24 protein-coding genes, 1 tRNA gene and 1 riboswitch are annotated in these 22,798 nt (G+C 35.2%); of the genes, 15 read left to right on the forward strand and 10 right to left on the reverse strand.

The window, feature by feature from the left end; all coding sequences use genetic code 11:
- Positions 1–11 precede the first annotated feature (11 nt).
- From E1750_RS06560 to E1750_RS06585, 6 genes are all read right to left on the reverse strand, one after another.
- Positions 12–368 (reverse strand): bleomycin resistance protein, encoded by a 357-nt coding sequence (locus E1750_RS06560; RefSeq protein ID WP_133276004.1) that lies wholly within the window; start codon positions 366–368, stop codon positions 12–14.
- A 251-nt stretch (positions 369–619) separates the two neighbouring features.
- The gene (locus E1750_RS06565; RefSeq protein WP_133276005.1) at positions 620–1,486 is read right to left on the reverse strand and encodes a TolB family protein; all 867 of its coding nucleotides are present in this window, start codon (positions 1,484–1,486) and stop codon (positions 620–622) included.
- 71 nt (positions 1,487–1,557) lie between these two features.
- Positions 1,558–2,094 carry a hypothetical protein gene (locus E1750_RS06570; RefSeq protein WP_133276006.1) on the reverse strand — a complete coding sequence of 179 codons (537 nt, stop codon included), beginning with the start codon at positions 2,092–2,094 and terminating at the stop codon, positions 1,558–1,560.
- Positions 2,095–2,264: 170 nt separating this feature from the next.
- Positions 2,265–3,491, reverse strand: a complete 1,227-nt coding sequence (gene glgA, locus E1750_RS06575; protein WP_133276007.1) for a glycogen synthase — start codon at positions 3,489–3,491, stop codon at positions 2,265–2,267.
- Between the two features lie 89 nt (positions 3,492–3,580).
- Positions 3,581–4,525, reverse strand: coding sequence for an alpha/beta hydrolase (locus tag E1750_RS06580; protein WP_133276008.1), 945 nt, complete (start codon positions 4,523–4,525; stop codon positions 3,581–3,583).
- Positions 4,526–4,874: 349 nt separating this feature from the next.
- The gene (locus E1750_RS06585; protein WP_133276009.1) at positions 4,875–5,993 is read right to left on the reverse strand and encodes a bifunctional methionine sulfoxide reductase B/A protein; all 1,119 of its coding nucleotides are present in this window, start codon (positions 5,991–5,993) and stop codon (positions 4,875–4,877) included.
- Positions 5,994–6,255: 262 nt separating this feature from the next.
- Here E1750_RS06585 and idi point away from each other — a divergent pair, with 262 nt between their 5' ends.
- From idi to E1750_RS06620, 7 genes are all read left to right on the forward strand, one after another.
- Positions 6,256–6,783, forward strand: coding sequence for an isopentenyl-diphosphate Delta-isomerase (gene idi / locus E1750_RS06590; RefSeq protein WP_133276010.1), 528 nt, complete (start codon positions 6,256–6,258; stop codon positions 6,781–6,783).
- 72 nt (positions 6,784–6,855) lie between these two features.
- Positions 6,856–7,266: a 6-pyruvoyl trahydropterin synthase family protein gene (locus tag E1750_RS06595; protein ID WP_133276011.1), complete on the forward strand. Its 411-nt coding sequence runs from the start codon at positions 6,856–6,858 to the stop codon at positions 7,264–7,266.
- On the forward strand, positions 7,266–7,721 hold the full coding sequence (locus E1750_RS06600) for a peroxiredoxin (RefSeq protein ID WP_133276012.1): 456 nt from the start codon (positions 7,266–7,268) through the stop codon (positions 7,719–7,721). The genes E1750_RS06595 and E1750_RS06600 overlap by 1 nt, the downstream gene beginning before the upstream one ends.
- A gap of 78 nt (positions 7,722–7,799) precedes the next feature.
- Positions 7,800–8,762 carry a type I phosphomannose isomerase catalytic subunit gene (locus E1750_RS06605; RefSeq protein WP_133276013.1) on the forward strand — a complete coding sequence of 321 codons (963 nt, stop codon included), beginning with the start codon at positions 7,800–7,802 and terminating at the stop codon, positions 8,760–8,762.
- A gap of 153 nt (positions 8,763–8,915) precedes the next feature.
- Positions 8,916–9,185 (forward strand): hypothetical protein, encoded by a 270-nt coding sequence (locus E1750_RS06610; protein WP_133276014.1) that lies wholly within the window; start codon positions 8,916–8,918, stop codon positions 9,183–9,185.
- Between the two features lie 74 nt (positions 9,186–9,259).
- Positions 9,260–9,333, forward strand: a tRNA-Thr gene (locus tag E1750_RS06615).
- Positions 9,334–9,567: 234 nt separating this feature from the next.
- Positions 9,568–9,891, forward strand: coding sequence for a hypothetical protein (locus E1750_RS06620; protein ID WP_133276015.1), 324 nt, complete (start codon positions 9,568–9,570; stop codon positions 9,889–9,891).
- A 76-nt stretch (positions 9,892–9,967) separates the two neighbouring features.
- Here the strand turns inward: E1750_RS06620 and E1750_RS06625 are convergent, their stop codons facing one another.
- Positions 9,968–10,495: a DUF4252 domain-containing protein gene (locus E1750_RS06625; protein WP_133276016.1), complete on the reverse strand. Its 528-nt coding sequence runs from the start codon at positions 10,493–10,495 to the stop codon at positions 9,968–9,970.
- A 174-nt stretch (positions 10,496–10,669) separates the two neighbouring features.
- Here E1750_RS06625 and E1750_RS06630 point away from each other — a divergent pair, with 174 nt between their 5' ends.
- Positions 10,670–12,127 carry a S41 family peptidase gene (locus E1750_RS06630; protein ID WP_133276017.1) on the forward strand — a complete coding sequence of 486 codons (1,458 nt, stop codon included), beginning with the start codon at positions 10,670–10,672 and terminating at the stop codon, positions 12,125–12,127.
- A 199-nt stretch (positions 12,128–12,326) separates the two neighbouring features.
- On the opposite strand, the gene E1750_RS06635 is transcribed toward E1750_RS06630, so the two are convergent.
- Together E1750_RS06635 and E1750_RS06640 are read right to left on the reverse strand one after the other, a co-directional pair.
- The gene (locus tag E1750_RS06635) at positions 12,327–13,397 is read right to left on the reverse strand and encodes a YncE family protein (protein WP_133276018.1); all 1,071 of its coding nucleotides are present in this window, start codon (positions 13,395–13,397) and stop codon (positions 12,327–12,329) included.
- 4 nt (positions 13,398–13,401) lie between these two features.
- Entirely contained in the window at positions 13,402–15,231 is a 1,830-nt protein-coding gene (locus E1750_RS06640; RefSeq protein WP_133276019.1) for a TonB-dependent receptor plug domain-containing protein, read from the reverse strand.
- 31 nt (positions 15,232–15,262) lie between these two features.
- A riboswitch (cobalamin riboswitch) is annotated at positions 15,263–15,602 on the reverse strand.
- A gap of 63 nt (positions 15,603–15,665) precedes the next feature.
- On the opposite strand from E1750_RS06640, the gene E1750_RS06645 reads away from it, so the two are divergent.
- The 6 genes from E1750_RS06645 (at position 15,666) to E1750_RS06670 (ending at position 20,196) form a co-directional block, all read left to right on the forward strand.
- On the forward strand, positions 15,666–15,878 hold the full coding sequence (locus tag E1750_RS06645; protein WP_133276020.1) for a DUF2683 family protein: 213 nt from the start codon (positions 15,666–15,668) through the stop codon (positions 15,876–15,878).
- Positions 15,869–16,057 (forward strand): Txe/YoeB family addiction module toxin, encoded by a 189-nt coding sequence (locus E1750_RS06650; protein ID WP_133276021.1) that lies wholly within the window; start codon positions 15,869–15,871, stop codon positions 16,055–16,057. Before E1750_RS06645 ends, E1750_RS06650 begins: the two co-directional genes overlap by 10 nt.
- A gap of 315 nt (positions 16,058–16,372) precedes the next feature.
- Positions 16,373–17,512 (forward strand): ABC transporter substrate-binding protein, encoded by a 1,140-nt coding sequence (locus tag E1750_RS06655; RefSeq protein WP_133276022.1) that lies wholly within the window; start codon positions 16,373–16,375, stop codon positions 17,510–17,512.
- A 90-nt stretch (positions 17,513–17,602) separates the two neighbouring features.
- Complete coding sequence (locus tag E1750_RS06660; protein WP_133276023.1) at positions 17,603–18,634, forward strand: FecCD family ABC transporter permease; 1,032 nt, start codon at positions 17,603–17,605, stop codon at positions 18,632–18,634.
- 144 nt (positions 18,635–18,778) lie between these two features.
- A complete protein-coding gene (locus E1750_RS06665; RefSeq protein ID WP_133276024.1) occupies positions 18,779–19,192 on the forward strand; it encodes a GxxExxY protein in 414 nt (137 codons plus the stop codon).
- 215 nt (positions 19,193–19,407) lie between these two features.
- Entirely contained in the window at positions 19,408–20,196 is a 789-nt protein-coding gene (locus tag E1750_RS06670; protein WP_133276025.1) for an ABC transporter ATP-binding protein, read from the forward strand.
- Between the two features lie 390 nt (positions 20,197–20,586).
- Here the strand turns inward: E1750_RS06670 and E1750_RS06675 are convergent, their stop codons facing one another.
- Positions 20,587–21,534, reverse strand: coding sequence for a hypothetical protein (locus tag E1750_RS06675; protein ID WP_133276026.1), 948 nt, complete (start codon positions 21,532–21,534; stop codon positions 20,587–20,589).
- A 236-nt stretch (positions 21,535–21,770) separates the two neighbouring features.
- Between E1750_RS06675 and E1750_RS06680 the strand changes: the two genes are divergently transcribed.
- The gene (locus E1750_RS06680; protein ID WP_133276027.1) at positions 21,771–22,730 is read left to right on the forward strand and encodes an ion channel; all 960 of its coding nucleotides are present in this window, start codon (positions 21,771–21,773) and stop codon (positions 22,728–22,730) included.
- The last annotated feature ends 68 nt before the right edge of the window (positions 22,731–22,798 follow it).

Here is a 22,798-nt window from a genome sequence, read left to right on the forward strand (position 1 = left end):
GTATTGTTAGCTTAGATACTTTGTCCGAAAGTCAGCAAATTGTTATCTGGGTCAAGAACTGAAAATTCTTTTTGTCCCCAAGGTTTTAGTTGCAATTGTCCATTGGGATGAATGCTTGTTTTATTGTCCAACAAAGTTTGGTAATAGTTATCAATAGCATCCGTTCGGATGTACACTTGGCCATAGTTTTCTTTTGGATCCAATGTTTTGAACTCAAAAAAATGAATTTGAATGCCGTCCTTTTGCATCATTAAATAACCATCAAAGTCAGCACTTCCAAATTCTTGAAAGCCTAATTTGTTGCTGTAAAAGTTCCTTGTTGCCTTTTTGTCCCGCATGGGCAACTTTGGATGAATGTCTGTGAGCATAGTTGATGGATTGATTTTTATGTCTATTTTAACCAGTTGGGTGTAATTATTAAAATTTCAATTAATGGATTAAATAAAAAATTAAACCACATAGAAACATAGAAAAAAAGAATTGGATAGCCCAATTCTTGGGTTCACATAGCTATGTTTTCTCAAATAAAGTGAAACGCCTTTTAGAAATCACAATAATAATATTTCTATGTGGTTAAAAAACTTTACAAATTGAATTTCACCCAACGGGTTCTATTTTACTATTTTCCTTCAGCAACAAAAACAAGTTTGTTCTTGTCTTGGTTTACAGCCAATCGAAATATTTTAGAAATTCCCATTGCTTTCAAATTGGCTACTTCTTGCCAAACTTTAGTTTTAGCCGTAAGATTACAATAAATGAGCTTAGATTCATTCGAAGAAAACAGCCAACCATCGGCAGTTAAATAAAAATCTTCGGTATTTTTTGGTAATTCAATCAGTTGCGTTATGGCGCCTTTTTTGTCAATAAATGAGACATAACTTCCTTTTTTTAGCTTTTGACAAATTACAATTCCATCACGGTATTTATACAAACTACGACCGATGCTATCCGTCAAATATTGTTCAGTTTTGTTTTTAATATGGATTAATTTCAATGTAATTTTTGGTTTCGACAAGGTAAATGCAGCAATTTCGGACTTATTCAACCAACAATAATATCCTATAGAATCCTTTGAAGTATAGAGTTTTTCAGTAACTAAACCATCTAACGAAATTCGGGTCAGATTTTGGTCTGTGTCTTTTACCACAGAAATAAATTTACCGTCTGGAGTCGTTTTTGGCGAATATTCCGCTTCCTTATTATTGGTAAATTGTTGGGTTTTGGCAGTAGCTAAATCGTACAAATAAACATCCGTTGGTTTTTTATTTCTGGAGCTTACATAGGCCACCGCATTTAACTTTTCGATAAAACTGGGTTGGTTATCGTAGCCTTCATTATTACTGATGTTTACTGGTTTTGTACTTGGGTCGATACTAAACGAAGTTGCATTATTTTTAATATCGAGTAAATATACTTCGGTTGCTGGTTGTGCAAATCCATATTGATGTAGCAATACAATTAAAAACAGTAAGCGGTTTAATTTCATATAGTAATATTTTATTTTTTGTATTGCTTTTGTTTGTGGGCTAGAGCTAGAAGCTCCCGCTATGGATGGTTTTAATTTGTTAAATCGAACTGTCCGTTTCTAACTTTCACTATTACTCCTTTATCATTTATGGCGTCGAACCAAAAAGTTCCTCCAACTTTGCTTTTCTTTAGGTCGTGATATAAAACTTTCAATTCACCGTTAACAATGTTATTTGTCCTATATTTATCATCTAAATCTTCTCTAAAATAATTTCCAAAGCTTTCATTATTAATTTCATCTTTTAGTGAGTAAATATTTCCTTTCAAATCTGTATTTGAATTAACATTCATTATTTTCACCCTTACTGATTGGAATCCTAATCCTGTGCTGGTATTACTATTATGGAAACTAATACTCATAAAATTTATGTTATTATTGTCAGAATCAAATCTTAATTCTGCATTACTATAAATTATTGCAGTACTTGGTTTTAACAAAACACCATCAACTTCACATTTTATTCCGCCTCGTCCATTATAAACATATTGATTTGAAATTTCAACATCATTTTGGGTACAACTTGTAAAACAAAATAGTGCTACTAAAATTAAAATAATATTTTTCATAATTAGTAATTTTAAATTTTTTTTATTTATTCTCACTTTTTAGGCAGAAATCTCTGCCAACTTGTTTACAGTAATGACTTAGACGCCAATATACCATCGATTTTGGGCAGTTTGTAGTGATAAAAGTCATACTTAATAAAATGCCAACTCTCAAAAGAATATATATTTCTTTACGCCTTCTCCTTCACAAACCCATCAATCACTTTTTGGTAATAATCATATGTAGTTTTGGCGATAGATTCCCAACTAAAATTTTTCAAAACGCGTTCTCTTCCGGCTTTTCCCATTTGGGTTGCCAAGGCTTCGTCTTCTAGCAAGATATTTATTTTGGCAGCAAAAGCTTTTTGGAAGGCTTCTGGATAGGCAGGATTAAAATCAGTTCTGGAAACACTTTCGAGCGGTATCAAATATCCTGATTCTCCTTCGACAATGATTTCCGGAATTCCGCCAACGTGGCTTCCAACAACAGGCGTTTCGCAAGCCATCGCTTCGAGATTGATGATACCAAAAGGTTCGTACAATGATGGACAGGCAAAAACACGAGCGTGACTGTATAACACTTTTATTTTTTCTCGTGGCAGCATTTCCGAGATGAGGATAACGCCGTCTCTATCTTTTTTCAAATCGGCAATTAAAGCTTCGGTTTCTTCTGCAATTTCTTTGGTATCAGGAGCTCCAGCACAAAGTACGATTTGGCAATTTTTATTGAAATATTTAGCAGCAGAAATTAATTGCGAAATCCCTTTTTGGCGCGTGATGCGTCCTACAAATAACACGAAAGGAATGTTGGGATTAATACCTAATTCTAAAAGTAACTCATTGTCAAATGTTGGTTGGTAAAATTCTGGTTCGATTCCGTTATGAATTACGGTCACTTTTTCAGGATTTACACCATAGGCTTCGATGACATCTTCTTTCATTTGTTGGCTCACGGCAATAATTCCGTCGGCCGTGTTGTAAGCGCTATTTTCGATCCAACGTGACAGAAAATAACCGTTTCCTAGTTGTTCTACTTTCCAAGGACGATGCGTTTCTAAACTGTGCGTGGTCAAAATCAATGGCGATTGCAACAATTCGCGGGTCATAATTCCGGCAAGATGTGTGTACCAAGTGTGGCAATGAATGACATCAGCTTCTGGCGTGGCTTGCGACAATTCTACATTTCGACTCATATTGTGAAACATTTTGATGTGCGGATTGGCATCATCGACCATTTTGGTCAGCGAGGAATTAATTCCGCGAACATGCATCGAATCGGTATCTACGTTTTGGTCGCCAAAACAACGTACTTCGACCTGACCTAATTTGGCTAATTCTTGACTTAAAAAATCGATGTGAACACCGGCGCCTCCGTAAATGTTTGGAGGAAATTCGTTGGTAAATAAAGCTATTTTCATTAGTATAGTTGGTGTGTTTAAGTTAATAATACAATTTTTCTTTGTTCGTTACCATTGTAAATATAGCGAGTTCCACTGTTTTTATTGACCTAATGTTTAAATTTTTTTTCCTGAGCCGAAATCCAGTCAAAAAGTGCTGTAAAGGCCAAATTTCGCACCTCTTTTTTTGATAAAAACAGATCGTGCATTCCATTATTTATTTCTTGTAAGGTTACATTTGAACCTAAATTTCTTCCAATTTTTTTGATTTGTTTTACATTAAGAACGATATCTGCAGTCTGTGCTTCGGGAGTATATTTTTTCAATAAAAGGGAATTGGAAGAGAACAGGACCAGAATTGGCACACTGATTGAGGATTTTTGTTTGAGTAGGTTTTGGGCATTAACAACAGCAACAAACCAAGCAAAATAAGCAGGAAAACCGTTGATTGGTTTCCATTTCAAATTAAAATCCCATTCACCAAAATAATTTTTATGTACACTTTGCCCATACACGGGAGAAATGGCCTTATTTAATTTAGAAAAAGGAGCAATAAATGAAATAATTTTTGCGAAAGCTGGTGCCAATATTCTGGCTAAGGGAGGCATATTAAGCTCTAGAAAAGGGGAGTTTAGGACCAAGCCGCAAACTAGATCTCTTTTATTTCCTAAATTCATATACAGGCTTGTGATTAGACCTCCTGTAGAATGCCCCATCAAAACCATTTTTTTCTGGGATTTGTCGTAAATGGATTGGATCGCAATTGAAATTTCTTCAAAATATTCTTCAATGGATTTGCAATAATTGGGATGTTGATGGCCTTGTAAAGAATGTCCATATTTTCGGAGTTCCAAAGCATAAAAATCATAACCGTTTTTGTGAAATTCTTCGGCCAAGTGAGGGTGAAAAAAATAGTCAATAAAACCGTGAATGTATAAAACCGGACTACGGTTATCCGTATTTGATTTCGAAGAGATTAAGGTGGCAATTACTTTTCCTTCGTAATCGTTCTTTAAATTAATGGTGTGATAATTGAATTTGTCTTCTAAATCCATCTTTTTTATATTTATCTTACCCGTTGGGTGTAATTCAATTTAATTTTTTTTAAACACATAGAATCATAGTTTTTTATTAATTTTATTAAGACGCTTCGCTTGATTTTAGTAAATCATAGCTATGTGAACCCAAGAACTGGGCTATCCGACTCTTTTTTCTATGATTCTATGCGTTTCAATTTTACTATTTCTAAAAATTTAATAATTTCACCCAACGAGTTATTTATCTATTCAAATATAATAAATTACATACATCCGATTGCAATTTTATAGTGCTGGTCACAAAATCTAATGGCAACCAATAAAAAAACCGAAAATTTCTTTCCGGTTTTTCTATTCAATTTTAGGCTTATTTCTTCAATCGGTCTTTAAAAATCTTTTCGAATTTTGCTATTTTGGGTTGAATTACCATTTCGCAATAGGGCTGCCTTTTATTGTTTTGGTAATAATTTTGGTGGTAGTCTTCGGCTTTGTAAAATTGAGTCAAGGGTTCCAAAGTAGTGACAATAGGATCGTCATAGACTTTTTCGGCACTCAATTGAGCGATAATCGATTGTCCTTCTTTTTTCTGTTCCTCGTTGGCATAAAAAATCACAGAACGGTATTGCGTGCCTCTATCCGCACCTTGACGGTTCAAAGTTGTTGGGTCATGAACGGTGAAGAAAACCTTGAAAATCTCATCAATATTAGTCACTGTTTTGTCGTAAGTAATTTGAACTACTTCGGCGTGTCCGGTTTGACCGCTGCATACTTCCTCGTAAGTAGGATTTGGATTTTTTCCTCCAGCATAACCCGAAACTACGGATTGGACTCCTTTCAAATTTTCGTAAACCGCTTCCACACACCAATAACAACCGCCGCCAAGAGTGATGGTTTCAATATTACTTTTGTTGTTGGTAGCTGAAACAAAGCCTTCGGGAACAAAATCCAATGCAATAGAATTCATACAATATCTTTTGCCTGTTGGTGCTGGGCCGTCATCAAAAAGATGTCCTAAATGTCCGTCGCAGCGGCCGCAAAGCGCTTCTATTCTTCGCATACCAAACGAATTGTCGTCTTTGTACACCACACTATTTTTATTGTCTTGTTCAAAAAAGCTAGGCCAACCACAACTGCTCGCAAATTTCTGATCGGATTTGAACAGCTTGTTGCCACAGGCCGCACAATAGTAAGTGCCTTTTGCATCTAAATCCCAAAGTTTACCTGTAAAAGCTCTTTCGGTGTCGGCATTTCTGGAAACAGCATACAAATCTGGCGATAGTATTTTTTTCCAAATAACATTACTGACATGAAGTTTAGTTTGGTCTGTATTCGAATAATACGGATTTTCGGGTTTAATAATTACATTTTCCATAGATGTGGTCGTTTGAGGTTTTTTGTTTTTGTTGTTGGTACTTTGTCCGCAAGCTTGAAGGATAAACATCGGCATCAAGAATAGGAACATTCGAAATTGATTTTTTGTTTTCATTTTGTTATTTTTTATTTTCAAAAGTAGGGCGGATGCCACATACCAAATGTCTGCTACTTTACAAAAGCATTTTCTTTAATAAATACTTAACGCTACGTGTTTTAAGAGATTTAAAAAATGATTGCACCGCAAATCCATCTTGTGAATTCCAAAGTTTAAAATTAAAACTTATTATTCGTAAACAGTCGTTAAACTTTTCACAAACTTTTGAGAAGCCTAAAAGCGAAGGCTTTTTTTGTATTTTTGTTTCAATAATTGCACAATGGAAGAAGAAAACGTAATATTGGTCAACCATAATGACGAACAAATTGGTTTAATGCCTAAAATGGAAGCGCACGAAAAAGCAGTTTTACATCGCGCCTTTTCGGTATTTGTATTGAATGATAAAAATGAAATCATGTTGCAGCAAAGGGCGCATCATAAATACCATTCCCCGCTATTGTGGACCAATACCTGTTGTAGCCATCAACGTGAAGGCGAAACCAATATTCAGGCTGGCAGCCGAAGATTATGGGAAGAAATGGGTTTCAAAACCGAGCTGAAGGAACTATTTCATTTCATTTACAAAGCGCCTTTCGACAACGGATTGACCGAGCATGAACTCGACCATGTGATGATTGGATATTCTAATGAAGAGCCGAAAATAAATCCAGATGAAGTCGAAAGCTGGAAATGGATGAGCATCGAAGCGGTCTCCAAAGACATGCAGTTGCATCCTGAAATTTATACCGTTTGGTTCAAAATTATATTTGACGAATTCTATCATTTCTTAGAAGAACATAAAATGTAAGATTGCAGATTGTAGATTTCAGATTTCAGAAATCCACACTCTAAAATCTAAACTCTAAAATCATAAATCAGCATGAGAGTTACCATATCCAGAAAAGCCCATTTTAACGCAGCCCATAGATTGTATCGAAAAGATTGGACTTTCGAACAGAATCAGGCCGTTTTTGGCAAATGCAACAATCCTAATTTTCACGGACACAACTACGAATTGATCGTCAGTGTTACCGGAGAAATCGATCCGGAAACGGGTTATGTGATGGATGTGAAACATTTAAGCGATTTGATTTTAGATGAAGTCGAAAAACCTTTTGACCACAAAAATCTGAATTTGGATGTTCCGGAATTTGAAAATATAAATCCCACCGCCGAAAATATTGTGGTGGTTATTTGGAACAAACTCCGGAAAAAGATTGCAACAAAAATGGATTTAGAAGTGGTTTTATACGAAACTCCACGTAATTTTGTAACTTATAAAGGCGAATAATGGCAGTACAACTTGGCGATAAAATTCCGCACTTCACCGCAAAAGATAGCAATGGACAAGATTTTGACAGCGCTAGCATTGTGGGTAAAAAGACTGTAGTCATATATTTTTATCCCAAAGACAATACACCGGGTTGCACGGCTCAAGCCTGCAGTTTCCGTGATCAATATGAAGATTTTAAAGATATTGGAGCCGAGGTAATCGGAATTAGTAGCGATAGCGTGTCTTCGCACGAAAAGTTTGCCAAACGATACAAACTCCCTTTTCTCTTGCTATCGGATGATTCTAGTAAATTGAGAAGACTATTTGGTGTAAAAACCAACTTGTTTGGCTTGCTGCCTGGTCGTGTAACTTATGTTGCCGACAAAGACGGAATTATTCGATTGATTTTCGATAGTATGAACGCGACAAGCCATATCCCCAAAGCATTGACGCTCCTTCGTAAATTTGTATAAATTACACTTGTTTTTGTCCTAGTATTCGGAGATTTTTTGTACTTTCGCGCTGCATTAATCTTTTGAATTATAGTACAAATGAAATTATATCCATTACAATTTGAACCCATTCTGAAAGAAAGAATTTGGGGAGGCGAAAAACTAAAAACGATTTTAAATAAGCCTATTAGTTCCAAAATCACTGGCGAAAGTTGGGAATTATCGACTGTCGAAGGCGATGTAAGTGTGGTTGCCAACGGCGCATTAGCTGGAAAATCACTCAATGATTTGATTCATTCCAATCCAACGGCAGTTTTGGGGACTGAAGTGTATCAAAAATTCGGAAACCAATTTCCATTATTATTTAAATACCTCGATGCCCGCGAAGATTTATCGATACAAGTGCATCCTAACGATGAATTGGCTAAAATACGTCACAATTCTTTTGGGAAAACCGAAATGTGGTATGTGCTGCAAGCGGATCAAGATGCTCAATTGATTGTGGGTTTCAAAGAAGACTCCAATGCTGCTGAATATGTTGAAAATTTAGAAAACAAAACCTTACTTTCGATTCTTGACTATGTTGCCGTAAAAGAAGGTGATGTATTCTTTCTTGAAACAGGAACGGTTCACGCCATTGGAGCTGGATTAGTAATTGCCGAAATTCAACAGACTTCTGATATTACCTATCGTTTGTATGACTTTGATAGAGTAGATGCTGCAGGAAATCACAGGGAATTGCACGTAGATTTGGCTTTGGACGCGATCAATTATGATAAAATTGACACCTATAAAAAATACAATAAAAACCTGAATCAATCGAATACGGTTGTAGATTGTCCTTATTTCACCACTAATTTTATCCCGTTGGATGGAACTATCGCAGTAAACAAATCAGGGGAATCCTTTACGGTGTATATGTGTGTCGATGGTGGTTTCGAATTAGAGTATGAAGGTTCTAAATTCAACTACAGCAAAGGGGATACTGTTTTAATTCCTGCAGCGTTAAAAACTTTTGCCCTTAGCGGGAAAGGGTCGCTTTTAGAAATATACATTTCATAAATGTAAATTTTGATTTTTTAGGGGTCATTTATGGTATCGCTTTTTTACTTATTGGTGTTTGTTTGCAACAAACTTGTTGTTTGTGGCGATTTCATAGTCGTTAATACAAAGATTATGTGTACTTTTGCAATCGCAAATTAAAATAAAAATAAAATGGCAAACGTTAAGAATTTAAAAAAAGACATCAACTACGTTTTAGGAGATATTATTGAAGCAGTGTACTTGTTCGAACTTTCAACTTCAGGACAACCAACAACAGAAACTAATGCTTTAATCGATGAGGCAATTGCAGCTTTCGATGCTTTAATCACAAAAGTAAACGCGAAAAATGTTGAAAATAAAAAAGCCCATTTCAAACAAATCAATGTTGAATTGGAACAAACTGCTAATCAATTGATTGCTAAAATCAACGAATTGCAATAAAAAAAGTCAATAAAAAAGTCTGGTTTTTTTTGGAAAATTAAAAATCAGACTTATATTTGCACCCGTAATGAGTCGCCAGCGTAGCTCAGTTGGCTAGAGCAGCTGATTTGTAATCAGCAGGTCGTGGGTTCGAGTCCCTCCGCCGGCTCAATCAGAAACCGTCCCGATAAATCGAGGCGGTTTTTTTATTTTAAAAGAAAATGATACCTGAAGTTTACGGGCATCCAAAATAGTCCGTGAACTCTTGCTTTTCTTGAATAATGCAGCCTAGCCAGAAAATCTAATGTCGATTCTAAGTTAAAAAAAAGCCGAAAAAATTTGCATATTAAATTCACACTCGTACATTTGTTACCCCAATTACAGTTTCACCAATGAATTTCAAATGATTAAAGCCCATTCAAAAAGCAGTATATTCCTTTTCCTAGCTATTGCTTTTGCGGTTTTGAGTTCCTTGAATACTAATGCCCAATCTATAATATATGATTCAATCGGCAAGCAAAAGGTAGCATTGGTAGATGTACGAAAAACATACGAAAGGGTTATTGATAAAGGGTATGCTTCAATTGAAATGTATGAATACTTAGGGAATTATTATTATCACGATAAAGATTATCAAAAATCGAAAATGTACTTTGATATGTTATTCAAAAAATACAAATTGTCGCAAATTTCGCAAAAAAGTATCGAGATCTACAAAACCTTGTAAAACATCATTTTTAAAATACTAAAAAAGCCGTCGCAACCTTTTGAGACGGCTTTTCCGTTGAAAAAAAACGCAGCATTTATTTGCCTTTGGTAGCCTTTTTCAAATCATCACCGCCGGGAATTTTCATTTTATCGGTTAATACCGCAATTTCATTCAAGTCAAAATTACCAGTCAACGACATCAGTATGGTTTCATTTTTGGCATTGGGTTCGTCATTAAACATCAGCAGTTCTTTAATCTCGTTTTCGGTTGCGCCCGATTTAACCCAAATCCGGACCGTGTTCCCATTATCATTTACGGTCATCATTTCCTCTAAACCAGACGATTTGACATATTGACCCACAGTAACCTGCATATCGGATGAAATTTTTGCATTGGAAGTGGTATATACTTTTAGATTGTCTAATTTTTTAATCAATGCCAAATATTGCTGTGTTTCGGGATCATTGCTATCGACCTTGACATTGCCCATCATTTGAAACATTTTCTTATTGACCAAAATAGAACTAACTCCTTCTTGTTTCGCATATTTATCCAAAACAGATTGGGCCGTTAGGAGAATAGAAACTATAGAGAAAACCAATGTTAATATAATTTTTTTCATAATTTGAAGTTAATGTATATACTGTAAAAACTGTACCTTTAAAAATTAAAACAAAGCTTGTGCCAATTTAGTGTATAAATGTAGAAATATAATTTTTAAACTAAGTTGGAATAACTTTTGATAAAGATATAAATAATTGAACAACTATTTTTCACCATAAATCAAAACCACCCTATGAAACCAATTTTCAAATACTTTTTATTAGTTGTTTTTGCAGCCATTGTCTTTGTAAGCTGCCAAAATGAGGATCAAGATGATGTTGCTCCGCCAATGAATATTGAAGTTCAAAATTTTGTTTGGAAAGGACTCAACCTCTATTATTTATGGCAAGCCGATGTGCCAAATTTATCTGATACCAAATTTAAAAATCAAGCCGAACTAAATTCATTCCTTTCTGGTTATCCAAAACCTGAAGACTTGTTTGAATCCTTGAGAGTAGACAAAACCATCGATAGATTCAGTTGGATTGTCGATGACTATTTAGAACTCGAAGGCCAACTTCAAGGCACAACAAATAACAACGGAGTAGAATTTGGTTTAAGTTTAAAAGCTTCCGGCTCGACCGACGTAGTTGGCTGGGTTCGTTATATTATTCCCAATTCAGATGCTTCAACAAAAAATATCAAACGAGGCGATATATTTTACGCTGTCAATGGCACGCAACTAACCACCTCTAATTATCAAAGTCTTTTATTCGGCTCCAATAATGACTATACTTTAAATATGGCAGACATTAGCGCCGGCGCGATTGTACCTAACGGAAAAACCGTGGCTTTGACCAAAACGGTCCTAGATGAAAACCCTATTTTGGTCAATACAGTGATCACTTCGGGGGCTAAAAAAATTGGATATCTAATGTATAATGGCTTTTACTCCAACTATGACAACAAGCTTAATGATGCTTTTGGAACATTGAAAACCCAAGGAATAACAGATTTAGTATTGGATTTAAGATACAACGGTGGTGGTTCTGTGCAAACCGCAGCACGATTGGCAAGTATGATTACAGGATCCTACACCGGACAAGTGTTTGCAAAACAACAATGGAACGCCAAAATAGAATCGTATTATGCTGCTAACGATCCCGAATCATTGAAAAATTATTTTGTCGACAAAATTGGCACCACACCAATCAATAGTTTGAATATGACAAAAGTTTATATTTTGACCTCAAAAAACACAGCCTCGGCGAGCGAATTAGTAATCAACGGATTAAAACCCTATATCAATGTAGTTCAGATAGGCGATGTAACTGTGGGTAAAAACGTAGGATCTGTTACTTTGTACGATTCACCAACCTTTGGCAAAGACAAAAGAAACCCTAACCACCGCTACGCAATGCAACCTCTTACACTGAAGATTGTCAACAAAGACGGTTTTGGTGATTATCAAAGCGGGTTAACTCCTACCTTTCAAAAAGCGGAATCGGTAAGCAATTTAGGTGTTTTAGGAACCTCGACCGAGCCCTTGTTAAACTTAGCTATTGGGAAAATTACCGGAACTGCTAAGATTTCAAAAAGTACTCCTGAAATGGATTTCGAATTCTTCAGCGATAGTAAATCAGCCAACGGTATGCGAAATCAGATGTACCTTGAAAAAGCACCAGAAGGCTTGATGAAAGCTCTAGAATAATAACAATTATCACACAAGAAAAGAGGCTATCGCATCAATCGTGCAATAGCCTCTTTTTATTTTATTGTTGAACTCCTTTCAGAATATGGTTCCTCAAATAGTCAAATCTCAAGTACTTCTTCTATTTTTGAAACTTTCACTTCATTATAAAAAATACATCTTGAAAACTTCCGCGCAGTACTTAATTTAGGCTATTTGTTTAGTTAAAATAAAATCCGGCAGGGATAATTCCCACAGTGTACTCTTTTTCTAAAGCTCCAGTTGACGAATAAATAAAAACCTTTCCATTGGAACTGTAATTCCCAGCATCGCCCACATAGATTTTGTTATTGTGCACCGCAAAACTATACACACCATACACACCTTGTGGAGTTGTAGTAAACAAGGGCGTTGTAGGTAAAGAAGTCGCAGACAAGGTTGATTTATATACATCTGAACCAACGGTGTAAAAAACATTCGAATCGACAATATCCAAATTGGAAGGATGTGTTTTTGCTGCGAAATTTAGGGCATTAGCAACTGTATTAGTAGAAATATTAAATTTAACCAAACTACCGGCGGTTTCAGTTGGCGCATAACTTGGTTTCCCGCCACAAATCACATACAACGACCCATTGCTAATTTCTAAAGAATTCGGAACATCACCCACGGAAACTTTAGCCGATACCGCATTGGTAGCGCCATCAATTACTGAAATAGAATTGCCATAACCATATCCACCTTGATGAGCAACATATAATTTATTGTTGTTGGCAATTATTCTTTCGGGACCTTCGACCACAGCAATTTTAGATGAAACCGTGTAGTTCGACAGATTTAAAACAGCAATAAAATCATCGGATACATTGCCGCCGTCGCCCCAATTGGTTACAAATCCCTTTCCATTCGAAAAGGCTACATATCTCGGATTATCCAGCCCTGTTGCAATAGTAGCCACGTGCTTCATTGTATAGCGATTGACCACTTCGATTTTATTGGAAACATTCAGAACGATAAATGCCAAATCACCATTGAAACCGATATCTTGCGCGGTGTCACCAAGGGTAATTGTTGGGTTTACCAATGAAAAAATATTATTTTGTTGAACAAGCAAATCATCCGACAAATAAGAAACGCTGGCGTTTCCTTTGAGGAATCCGCCTTGATTTAAAATCAAAGCACCATTGTCATAATCCCCCAAGGGCGTTTCCTTGCTATCGTCATTATCGGTACAAGAAACAAAAAAAACAGAGCTAACAAAAGCTACTAAAACTAATTTACTGAATTTCATCGTATTAAAAATTAAAGGTTAAATTTATTGTGTAATTCCTACCCGGCATTGGTCGCATACTAACGCTTTGGTAGTTTTTATTGAAAATATTGAGCACATCCAACCCAAGCTGTAGGTTTTTTTTCTTGCCAAAACGATAATCGATTCCTAGATTAGAAACCCAATAATCCTCCAGCGAATAATAGTTGTCTGGTGAAGTGAATACCTCGCCATTATACAAATATTGATAGTAAGCACCAAAATTCTCGAAGGAATACGCCAACGAAGCCGTCATTTTATGAAAGGGAACATAAATCAATTGCTTCTCCGTTAACTCATCTTCTGAAACGGTGTAGGCATAAGTTCCGTTGAAATCAAATTGATTTTTGCCCAGTCTTCGGGTATGATTAAATAAAAATTCTAGACCGTAAGTGGTGACTTCAGCAACATTATTGGGTCTCCAATTTCCGCCAGCATCGGGTGACCATTGGATCAAATCTTGAATTTTAATATAATAATTGGTTATAGAAAAACTAGTGTTATTAAATTTAAAAACGTGACCAAGCTCCCCTTGATAGGAACTTTCCGGTTTTAAATTTGGATTGCCACTGCCCTGCCAATATAAATCGTTAAAAGTGGGGATTCTAAAATTCCGTGATCCGTTAAACTTTAATTGGTAAAAGGAGAATGGCGAATAATTAGTCCCGATAGAAAACAACAAAGGGCTATCGTAATTAGTAGTTATTTCTTTTCTAATGGCTATTTCATAAAGAAATTTTGAAAAAAGTTTGTGTTTCAAAAGTAAAATACCAGAGCCTATTTGCCGTTTATCCTCCCCTATATCACTGCCCGAACCATTAGTTTGAGTGTAATCTAAGATAGAATTGAATTCTATCCTTGAATTTATTTTGTACAACAAATCATATTTGAAAGTAGCTGTTTTGGCCTCACCGTAGCTAAAAATTGAAGTAGAGGCATTTTCAAAATATTTATATTTCTCAGACAGCAAAGCCATTTTCAATTTAGAAGTGAATTGATCGTAACTCCCCACCCATTCGAGTAAATTTCGAGTATTCAAGTCCACATAAATGCTTTTTGATGGAGCAGCAAGTGTCCCGGAAAAATGCCTTTCGCCCTCAAACAAATAGCTGTAAAATTTCAAAACGTTTTTCGAATTCATTCTATATCCCAAGTTCACATTGAAACTCGTATTGTAAAATTGTCCGTTTTCATTCTTTAGATTGGTATCCAAATACTGAAAATCATTATCAGAACTATTGCGGGAAATGCTGGCTTGAGTACTGAATTTTTCCGTTGCCATTTGCATTTTATAGTGTACACCCAGCGTATTAAAACTGCCGTAATTGACTTGCAGCCTATTATCAAATTGGTTTGTAAAACTCAAATCACTATCTAAATGGATGCTTCCGCCAATGGCGCTACTGCCATAAATAGCGCTTCCGCCGCCCGCACGAATAGCCACCGAATTAAAATCTTTGGCTGAAATGGTATTGAAATCCGTCTGACCGTTTAACTGCGAATTGATATTGATTCCGTTCCAGATAACGGCTGTTTGCGAGGCTGTGGTTCCCCGAAACGAAGGCGAAGAAACCATTCCCAGTCCGTTTTCTTTAAAATAAATAACGGAATTGTAATTCAGTAAACTAGTCAGCGAAGTTCTGTTTTTTGACAGAACGGAATCGGTCAGCTTTGCAACAGACTGTGAATTAGAGAATTTTTTTAGTTGGGAATCCGATATTAAAACTTCTTGTAATTTGATAATAGAATCTTGTTGCGCCGATATAAATTGGCACAGCAATAATAAACAAAAAACAAAGCAGTTTTTTAAAGTCATAATTTCTGAACCTTTTTTCCCGAAAGTTCGATATTCGTCATGAAAAAAGGCAGGTCTCCTGGCTTGCGTCTTGTTGTTGACCTTCCCATTTGAAGTTAGAAGTTAGAAGTTAGAGGTTAGAAGTAGTAGACTTCTAACTTTCCTCTTCCTACTTCCCACTTACAGAACAGTGGTTTTGTAGATAACAACAAGCTTTATAGCTTACAGTTGCGGGAACAGCTCGGGATTTAAGATTTTAGATTGCAGATTTTAGATTGCAGATTTAAAAAAAACCTGAAGACTAAACTCCGAAATCAGTGGTCTCTCACCCAATTCCCTTTTAATGTGTTTTCGTAAAAAGTAAAAACACAACCTTAATTCGGTTGCAAATATAGAATATTTGAATTTTAAATTCATTACAATTTGTTTATATATTTGTAATAAATAAAAACGCTATGGAACCGATTATCGTCCATCCAAAAAACAACAAAGAACAAAAAGTGATCAAAGCTTTTCTAGAAGCATTGAAAATTAAGTTTGAAAACCCTAAAACCAAATCCGAGAAGATTGATTATAATCCTGAATTTGTTGCTACTATGGAACGAAGTATCCAAGATGCGAAAGAAGGAAAAGTTACTAGAATCAAACTTGATGATATATGGAAATAGATTTTACTAAAGAAGCAACAGATCATTTGAACTATTTCAAAAGAACAAATGACCAAATGATTCTGAAGAAAATCCGTCAACTTTTAGAAGTAATTGTAGAAACTCCCTATTCTGGAATTGGAAAGCCAGAACCATTAAAACATTATTTGTCTGGACTTTGGAGCAGAAGGATTAATTAAGAACATCGATTAGTTTACGAAGTCCTAGTAGCTGATAATTTAATTTTAATAGATTCCCTAAAAGGTCATTATTAAAATCACCATTATTACTCATCCTCCTTTTTCTTTGAAAGTTTGATAATTAGCCAAACAAAACCAATCAGAAAATGCAAGACGATAATTCCTGCAACGACGTACATAAAAGTATTTGAATCGCCTCTCATCACTTCCTTTTTAACAAATTTACTTTCTTTGATTGGGCTTTAATGTATCAAAAGTTACACAAGTTAAATTTTGTAAAAACAAAAATGATACTTTTGTAGAAAATCACTTTAGATGAAATCTTTACATAATAATGCTATCTGCTTTTTAGTCTTTTTGCTTTTCATCCAATGCAAAGAAGTCCCTAAAAATGAAAATGAAATTGCCTCTTCAAAAAATGAAATTCAATATGCCAAAGGCCTAGAAATCTACAAACACAAAGGTTTTACAATACTGAAAATCACAAATCCTTGGCCCAACGCCAAAGAAAATTTCACCTATATTCTCCAAGAAAAAAACGGAATTATTCCGGATAGCTTGAAGCAATTCACAGTAATTCCAGTTCCTTTAAAATCGATTGTCGTGACCTCAACGACTCACATTCCTGCACTGGAATTGTTGAGCGTCGAAAATACCTTGGTCGGGTTCCCGAATACCGATTACATTTCTTCAGAAAAAACCAGAAAGCGCATTGACACTGGAAAAGTCAGAGAAGTAGGCGTCAATGAAAACCTAAACACCGAAGTTTTAATCGATATGAAACCCGATGTGATTGTTAGTTTTGGCTTGAACAACAGCAATCCTACATTGGATAATCTTCAAAAAAGTGGCCTAAAAGTAATGCTCAACGGCGATTGGACCGAACAATCTCCATTGGGAAAAGCCGAATGGATTAAGTTTTTTGGTGCCTTATATGGATTGGATGCCAAGGCAAACACCATCTTTTCCGAGATTGAAAAGGAATACAATACTACTTTGGCTTTGGCTAAAAAAGCACCAAACAAACCAACGGTTCTCAGCGGCGCAATGTATCAGAAAATATGGTATGTTCCACAAGGTGAAAGTTGGGCTTCTCTATTTTTGAAAGATGCGAAATCCTCTTATTTATGGGCAAAAACGAAAGGAACTGGAAGTTTATCTGTTCCCTTTGAAGCAGTACTAGAAAAAGCGAAAAATGCCGAATTTTGGATTGCTCCCGGTAACTTTTCCTCCCTAAAAGAAATGAGCGACAGCAATCCGCATTACAATGAGTTTGCCTCGTTTAAAAATAAAAAAGTATATTCGTATGCTGTAAAGAAAGGTGCAAAAGGTGGAATTCTTTATTTCGAATTATCGCCAACGCGACCTGACTTGGTTTTGAAAGATTTAATCAAGATTTTTCATCCGGAATTGCTACCGAATCATAAACTTTATTTCTTTCAGAAATTGGATTAAAAAGAGCCACAAAGACACGAAGACTCAAAGAAAATTTTAAAGATAAAAACTTTGCGACTTGGTGCCTTCGTGGCAAAAAAACAAACAAGCTTGCAAAACAAAAACCGAAATACCCTTCTATTCGCCCTATTGACCTTGTCATTACTAACTTTTTTGTTGGTAAACATTAGTTTGGGATCGGTTTCCATTCCAATAAAAGACGTTTTCAATAACCTAATTGGAGGAAATTCCAGCAAAGAAACCTGGGATTATATCATCGTCAATTATAGATTACCCAAAGCCATTACAGCCATCCTCGTAGGAATGGGACTCGCCATCAGCGGTTTGTTGATGCAAACTTTATTCCGAAATCCATTGGCCGGCCCTGATGTTTTGGGATTAAGTTCCGGGGCGAGTTTGGGCGTGGCAACGGTTATTTTAGGTGCGGCTTTTCTGCCACCAATTTTGTCTTCGTTTTTGCTTTCATCTTATGGAATTATTCTCGCTTCCAGTTTAGGTAGTTTCTTGGTTTTATTGGCGGTTTTGTCGGTTTCGCAAAGATTACGCGACACAATGGCCATCTTGATCGTTGGCTTGATGTTTGGTAGTTTAACTAGTGCTTTTGTGGGAACACTAACTTATTTCAGTTCCGCCGAACAATTGCAAAAATTCACTTTTTGGTCGTTTGGAAACCTCGGAAATTTATCTTGGTCATCCATTGTGATTTTATCCGTTTGTGTGGGTATTGGTTTGCTTTTAAGTCTTGCAAACATCAAACCCTTGAACGCATTACTGCTTGGCGAAAACTACGCCCGAAGTTTGGGAATGAATTACAAAAGAACCCGAATGATTATCATTTTGGCCACCAGCATTTTGACTGGAAGTATTACTGCATTTGCCGGTCCGATTGCCTTTATAGGGTTGGCTGTGCCTCACATTGCCAAATTGATTTTTCAAACCAGCAATCACACCATTTTGTTTTGGAGTACTTTGTTATTAGGAGCAATTATTATGTTGGTTTGCGACAGTATTTCGCAACTTCCGGGCAGTGATATTACCTTGCCAATTAATGCTGTTACTTCGATTTTTGGCGCGCCAATAGTGATTTGGCTACTCATTCGAAAACGTAAAATGATGCACTAGATTTTTTAAACGCATAGAAACATAGTTTTTATTACTTTTATCAAGACGCTTCGCTTAATTGAAGTAATTCATAGTTTTATAAACGACGAATTGGGTTAAATAACCTTAAGATTCTATTTATTTAATATTAAAAAAAGCACTACTATGATAACACAAAAATATTTAGATGATTTGACTTATGAAGTCATTGGATCTGCGATTGAAGTGCATAAAATAATGGGGAGAGGTTTGCTCGAAAGTGTTTATCATCAGTGCATAAAAGAAGAATTAGCTCTTAGAAAAATAAACTTTTCTACAGAGATGAAAGTTCCTCTAGTCTATAAAACAAAAGAACTCAAAGTAGATTTTAAATGTGATTTATTTATTGAAAATTGTTTAGTTGTAGAATTAAAATCCGTAATACAACCAAATCCCATATTCGAAGCTCAACTTTTAACGTATATGAAACTTTTAAAAGCTCCAAAAGGAATTTTAATCAATTTTAATTGTTTCAATATTTTTAAAGATGGGCAAAAGACTTATGTCAACGAATATTTTAAAAATTTACCCGATAAATAAACAATTTCCCTATGTTTGAAACAAAGTTTCAACTATAAACTCTTTATTTAGAATCAAATAGCTATGTTTCTGTGAGTTTAAAATAATAATTTTATGAATAAATTTTACCCGAAAAATAAACAATTTCCCTATGTTTGAAACAAAGTTTCAACTATAAACTCTTTATTTAGAATCAAATAACTATGTTTCTATGCGTTTAAAAAATCTTTATCAAAATGAACAATACTAATATTCTTTTAACTTCAAATTTAAGCATTGGTTACAAAACCAAAAGTGCAACAACAACAACCATTGCCGAAAATCTCAAATTGAATTTAAAAAAAGGAAAACTTATCGCTTTAATCGGTGCCAACGGTATTGGAAAATCAACACTTTTAAGAACCATCACGGGAATTCAACAACCACTTGCAGGAACGGTTTCGTTGAACGAAAAGAACATTCACGAAATGGATTCCTTGACCTTGGCACAAAATTTAAGTGTCGTTTTGACCGAAAAATTGCCGCCAAGCAATTTGACGGTTTGGGAACTCATCGCTTTGGGTAGACAACCGTACACGAATTGGATTGGAACGCTTACAGACAATGATATTGCCAAAATAAACGAAGCTATTGCCCTGACTCAAATTGAGCATTTGATATCCAAAAGGCATTACGAAATCAGCGACGGACAATTGCAAATCGTTTTGATTGCAAGAGCTTTGGCTCAAGATACGCCTTTAATCATTTTGGATGAACCCACTACCCACTTGGATTTACTACACAAAGTCGTGCTTTTTAAACTCCTGAAAAAACTAACCCAAGAAACAGGAAAATGCATTTTGTTTTCAACTCACGACATCGATATGGCGATACAACTGAGCGACGAAATGATAATTATGACTCCCGAAAATACAGTACAAGATCAGCCTTGTAATTTGATTTTGAAAGGCAGTTTCAATACTTTATTCAAAGACGAACATATTGTTTTTGATAGAGAAAAGGGTAAGTTTGTGATAAGTTCATAACAACAAAACCTCCAAAAAAGGCAAAGCGTTTTAAAAGTTTATTTGGAGTAGCATTTACTAATACTAAATAAAATTATATTTTAACCAAATCTGACTAGTCTGTTTGTAATGCTAGAGAGGATCCCACCTCATCTGCGTAGAGACTTTTCTTTTCATAAAATGCCCCCAAATAGTGTCTAACTTTTTGGGGGCATTGCAATTTCGGGGCTTTTTTATGTTAAATATAAAAATGGCTAGTAGCCATAAGTACTTTATTAATTTTTTTTTAACGTTTGGTCGCTTGGCAATGTGGCGGATTAAGCAAGCGAAATCTTTCGGTTAATGACTAATTTTACAAGTACAAAACCAACTTCAAATTAAGCCTAATCCCGCCATATTGCCAAACGACGGTTATAAGCCGTTTTTATTTCCTTTTCGCCACTCTTCCAGTGTCTTCAAAGTTTTAGTTTTTGGATTGAAGTATTTTATTTCAAAAGTTTTTTGGTCTACATAATAATTTAATTCTTTATTCTCGGCTTCTACTCTAATCCAATAATAACTTTTTCCAGTATCATATGGAGATTCTAAAATGGTAGTTGAAGACCAATGTTGATTTTCAGGCATTTTTATCAGTAATTGCGTAATCTTGTGTCGTTTTTCATTATCAACATTACAAATCTCACAAATTTCAAAATTTGGATTTCCAGTAGGAAAAAAAATTTCATTCAATAGAGGCTTATTTTTTTCAAGTTCGTCAACTCTTTTTTGAGTCCATATGTAATAAATAAAATGTTTTCTCGATTTATCATCTTTGAGACCATACTTATAAGTTTTAAGAGCAGATGTTTTGTCTCCTATACTTTCATAATAATTCCCAATCGCATAATAATCACCATTCGAATTGCCAATGCTGTCAATAAATGATTTAGCTGTCTTGAAGTCTTTTAATTTGACATAATTTGCTGCATAGGAAATAGCTGTATTTCCAGTTTTGTCATCTTCGAAATTTAGTTCCCTAATCGATTCTTTGTACTTGCCAATATGATAAAACAACTCTGCCTTAAAACTATGTAAGCTTTGGTCTATGTTAGGTTTAATTTGGGATTTGTATTTATCTGTTTTATTTTGGTTTGCAGTAAATAAACTGTCAATTTTTAAAAGCACTCTATTAGGATTCTTTTCAGATTCGCGATATAATTTAGTTAAAACAACTTCGAAATTTCGCATTTCTTCTGAAATTTTTTCGTCTTCTTGATGCATTGCAATATGACTTTTTTCAAATGTCATATCAGGAGCATTTTCTTTACAAGAAAAAAGGAGTATTAACAAAAAGAATGTTGTTATTTTTAGGTTTCTCATAAATGGCTTATAACTCGTTTATAGGTCCGACAAAATCAGACTTATCACTCCAATTATGAGTGGATAGGTCTGACAGCAATCAGACTTTATTAGTATTCAAATATAGCTAAATTCCTTTATGTTTACAATGTATTTTCCTAAAAAAAATATTCAAATTTGCTATAAATAAGCCCTAAACAGTGGCCTTTTTTGTATGCTATTTTTAGTTAAATTTACTTTTCAAAAAATTAGAAGCAATGGCGTTTTTAAATAGCATTAATAGTAAAGCAAAAGCATTGCTTAATTCTGGATTTGGCACCAATTCTAGTAGTTACGGTGGGCGTTTTCTCAATAAAGATGGTACGGCAAATGTTCAAAAACGTGGAATGGGTTTTTTTAACCACATCAGTTGGTTTCACACTTTGCTCGATATGCCTTCTTGGAAGTTTATTTCTGTTATCTTATTTTTTTATATTGTTATTAATCTTGTCTTTGCGCTTATTTACTTTGCAATAGGGGTCGAGCACTTAAATGGTATTAATACTTCTAGTTCTTTATGGGTACAATTTGGACAGGCTTATTTTTTTAGCGCCCAAACTTTTACAACGGTGGGTTACGGTCATATCAGTCCGTCGGGATTTTTGACAAGTGCCATTTCGGCAGCCGAAGCGTTGACGGGTTTGCTAAGTTTTGCCATTGCTACAGGTTTATTCTTTGGGAGATTTAGTAAACCAGTAGCGTTTCTGAAATTTTCTCATAACGCAATCATTGCTCCTTATCGAGATGGTACCGCCTTGATGCTAAGGGTTACACCTTTTAAAAACACTAATTTTACTGAGGCCGAGGTCAAAGTGACATTAGGAATGAATGTTCCTGAAAATGGTGTAATGAAGAATCAATTCTATACCTTGGATTTGGAGATGGATAGAGTAAATTCCTTAAATCTAAGTTGGACCTTGGTGCATCCTATCACAGAAGAGAGTCCGTTGTATGGATTTTTAAAGGAGAATTTCACCAATACTACGGGCGAAATAATGGTTTTCGTAAAAGTCTTTGACGATATGTATAGCACGGTCGTCAGTACTCGAACTTCTTACACTTTTGCTGAGGTAGTTTATGGCGCTAAATTTAAGCCAATGTTTACTAGAAGTAATGATAATTCCAAGACTGTTTTGCATTTGAATATGCTAAACGAATTTGAGCACGTTAGTTTTTAAATAATTTGGACAAATTCAGTTCCAAAGTATTTTCTTAAAATTTCAAACTTCACATAAAAAAAGTCCCA

Origin of the sequence: Flavobacterium nackdongense, assembly GCF_004355225.1 — a bacterium.
In the GTDB taxonomy this organism is placed as follows: Bacteria; Bacteroidota; Bacteroidia; order Flavobacteriales; family Flavobacteriaceae; genus Flavobacterium; species Flavobacterium nackdongense.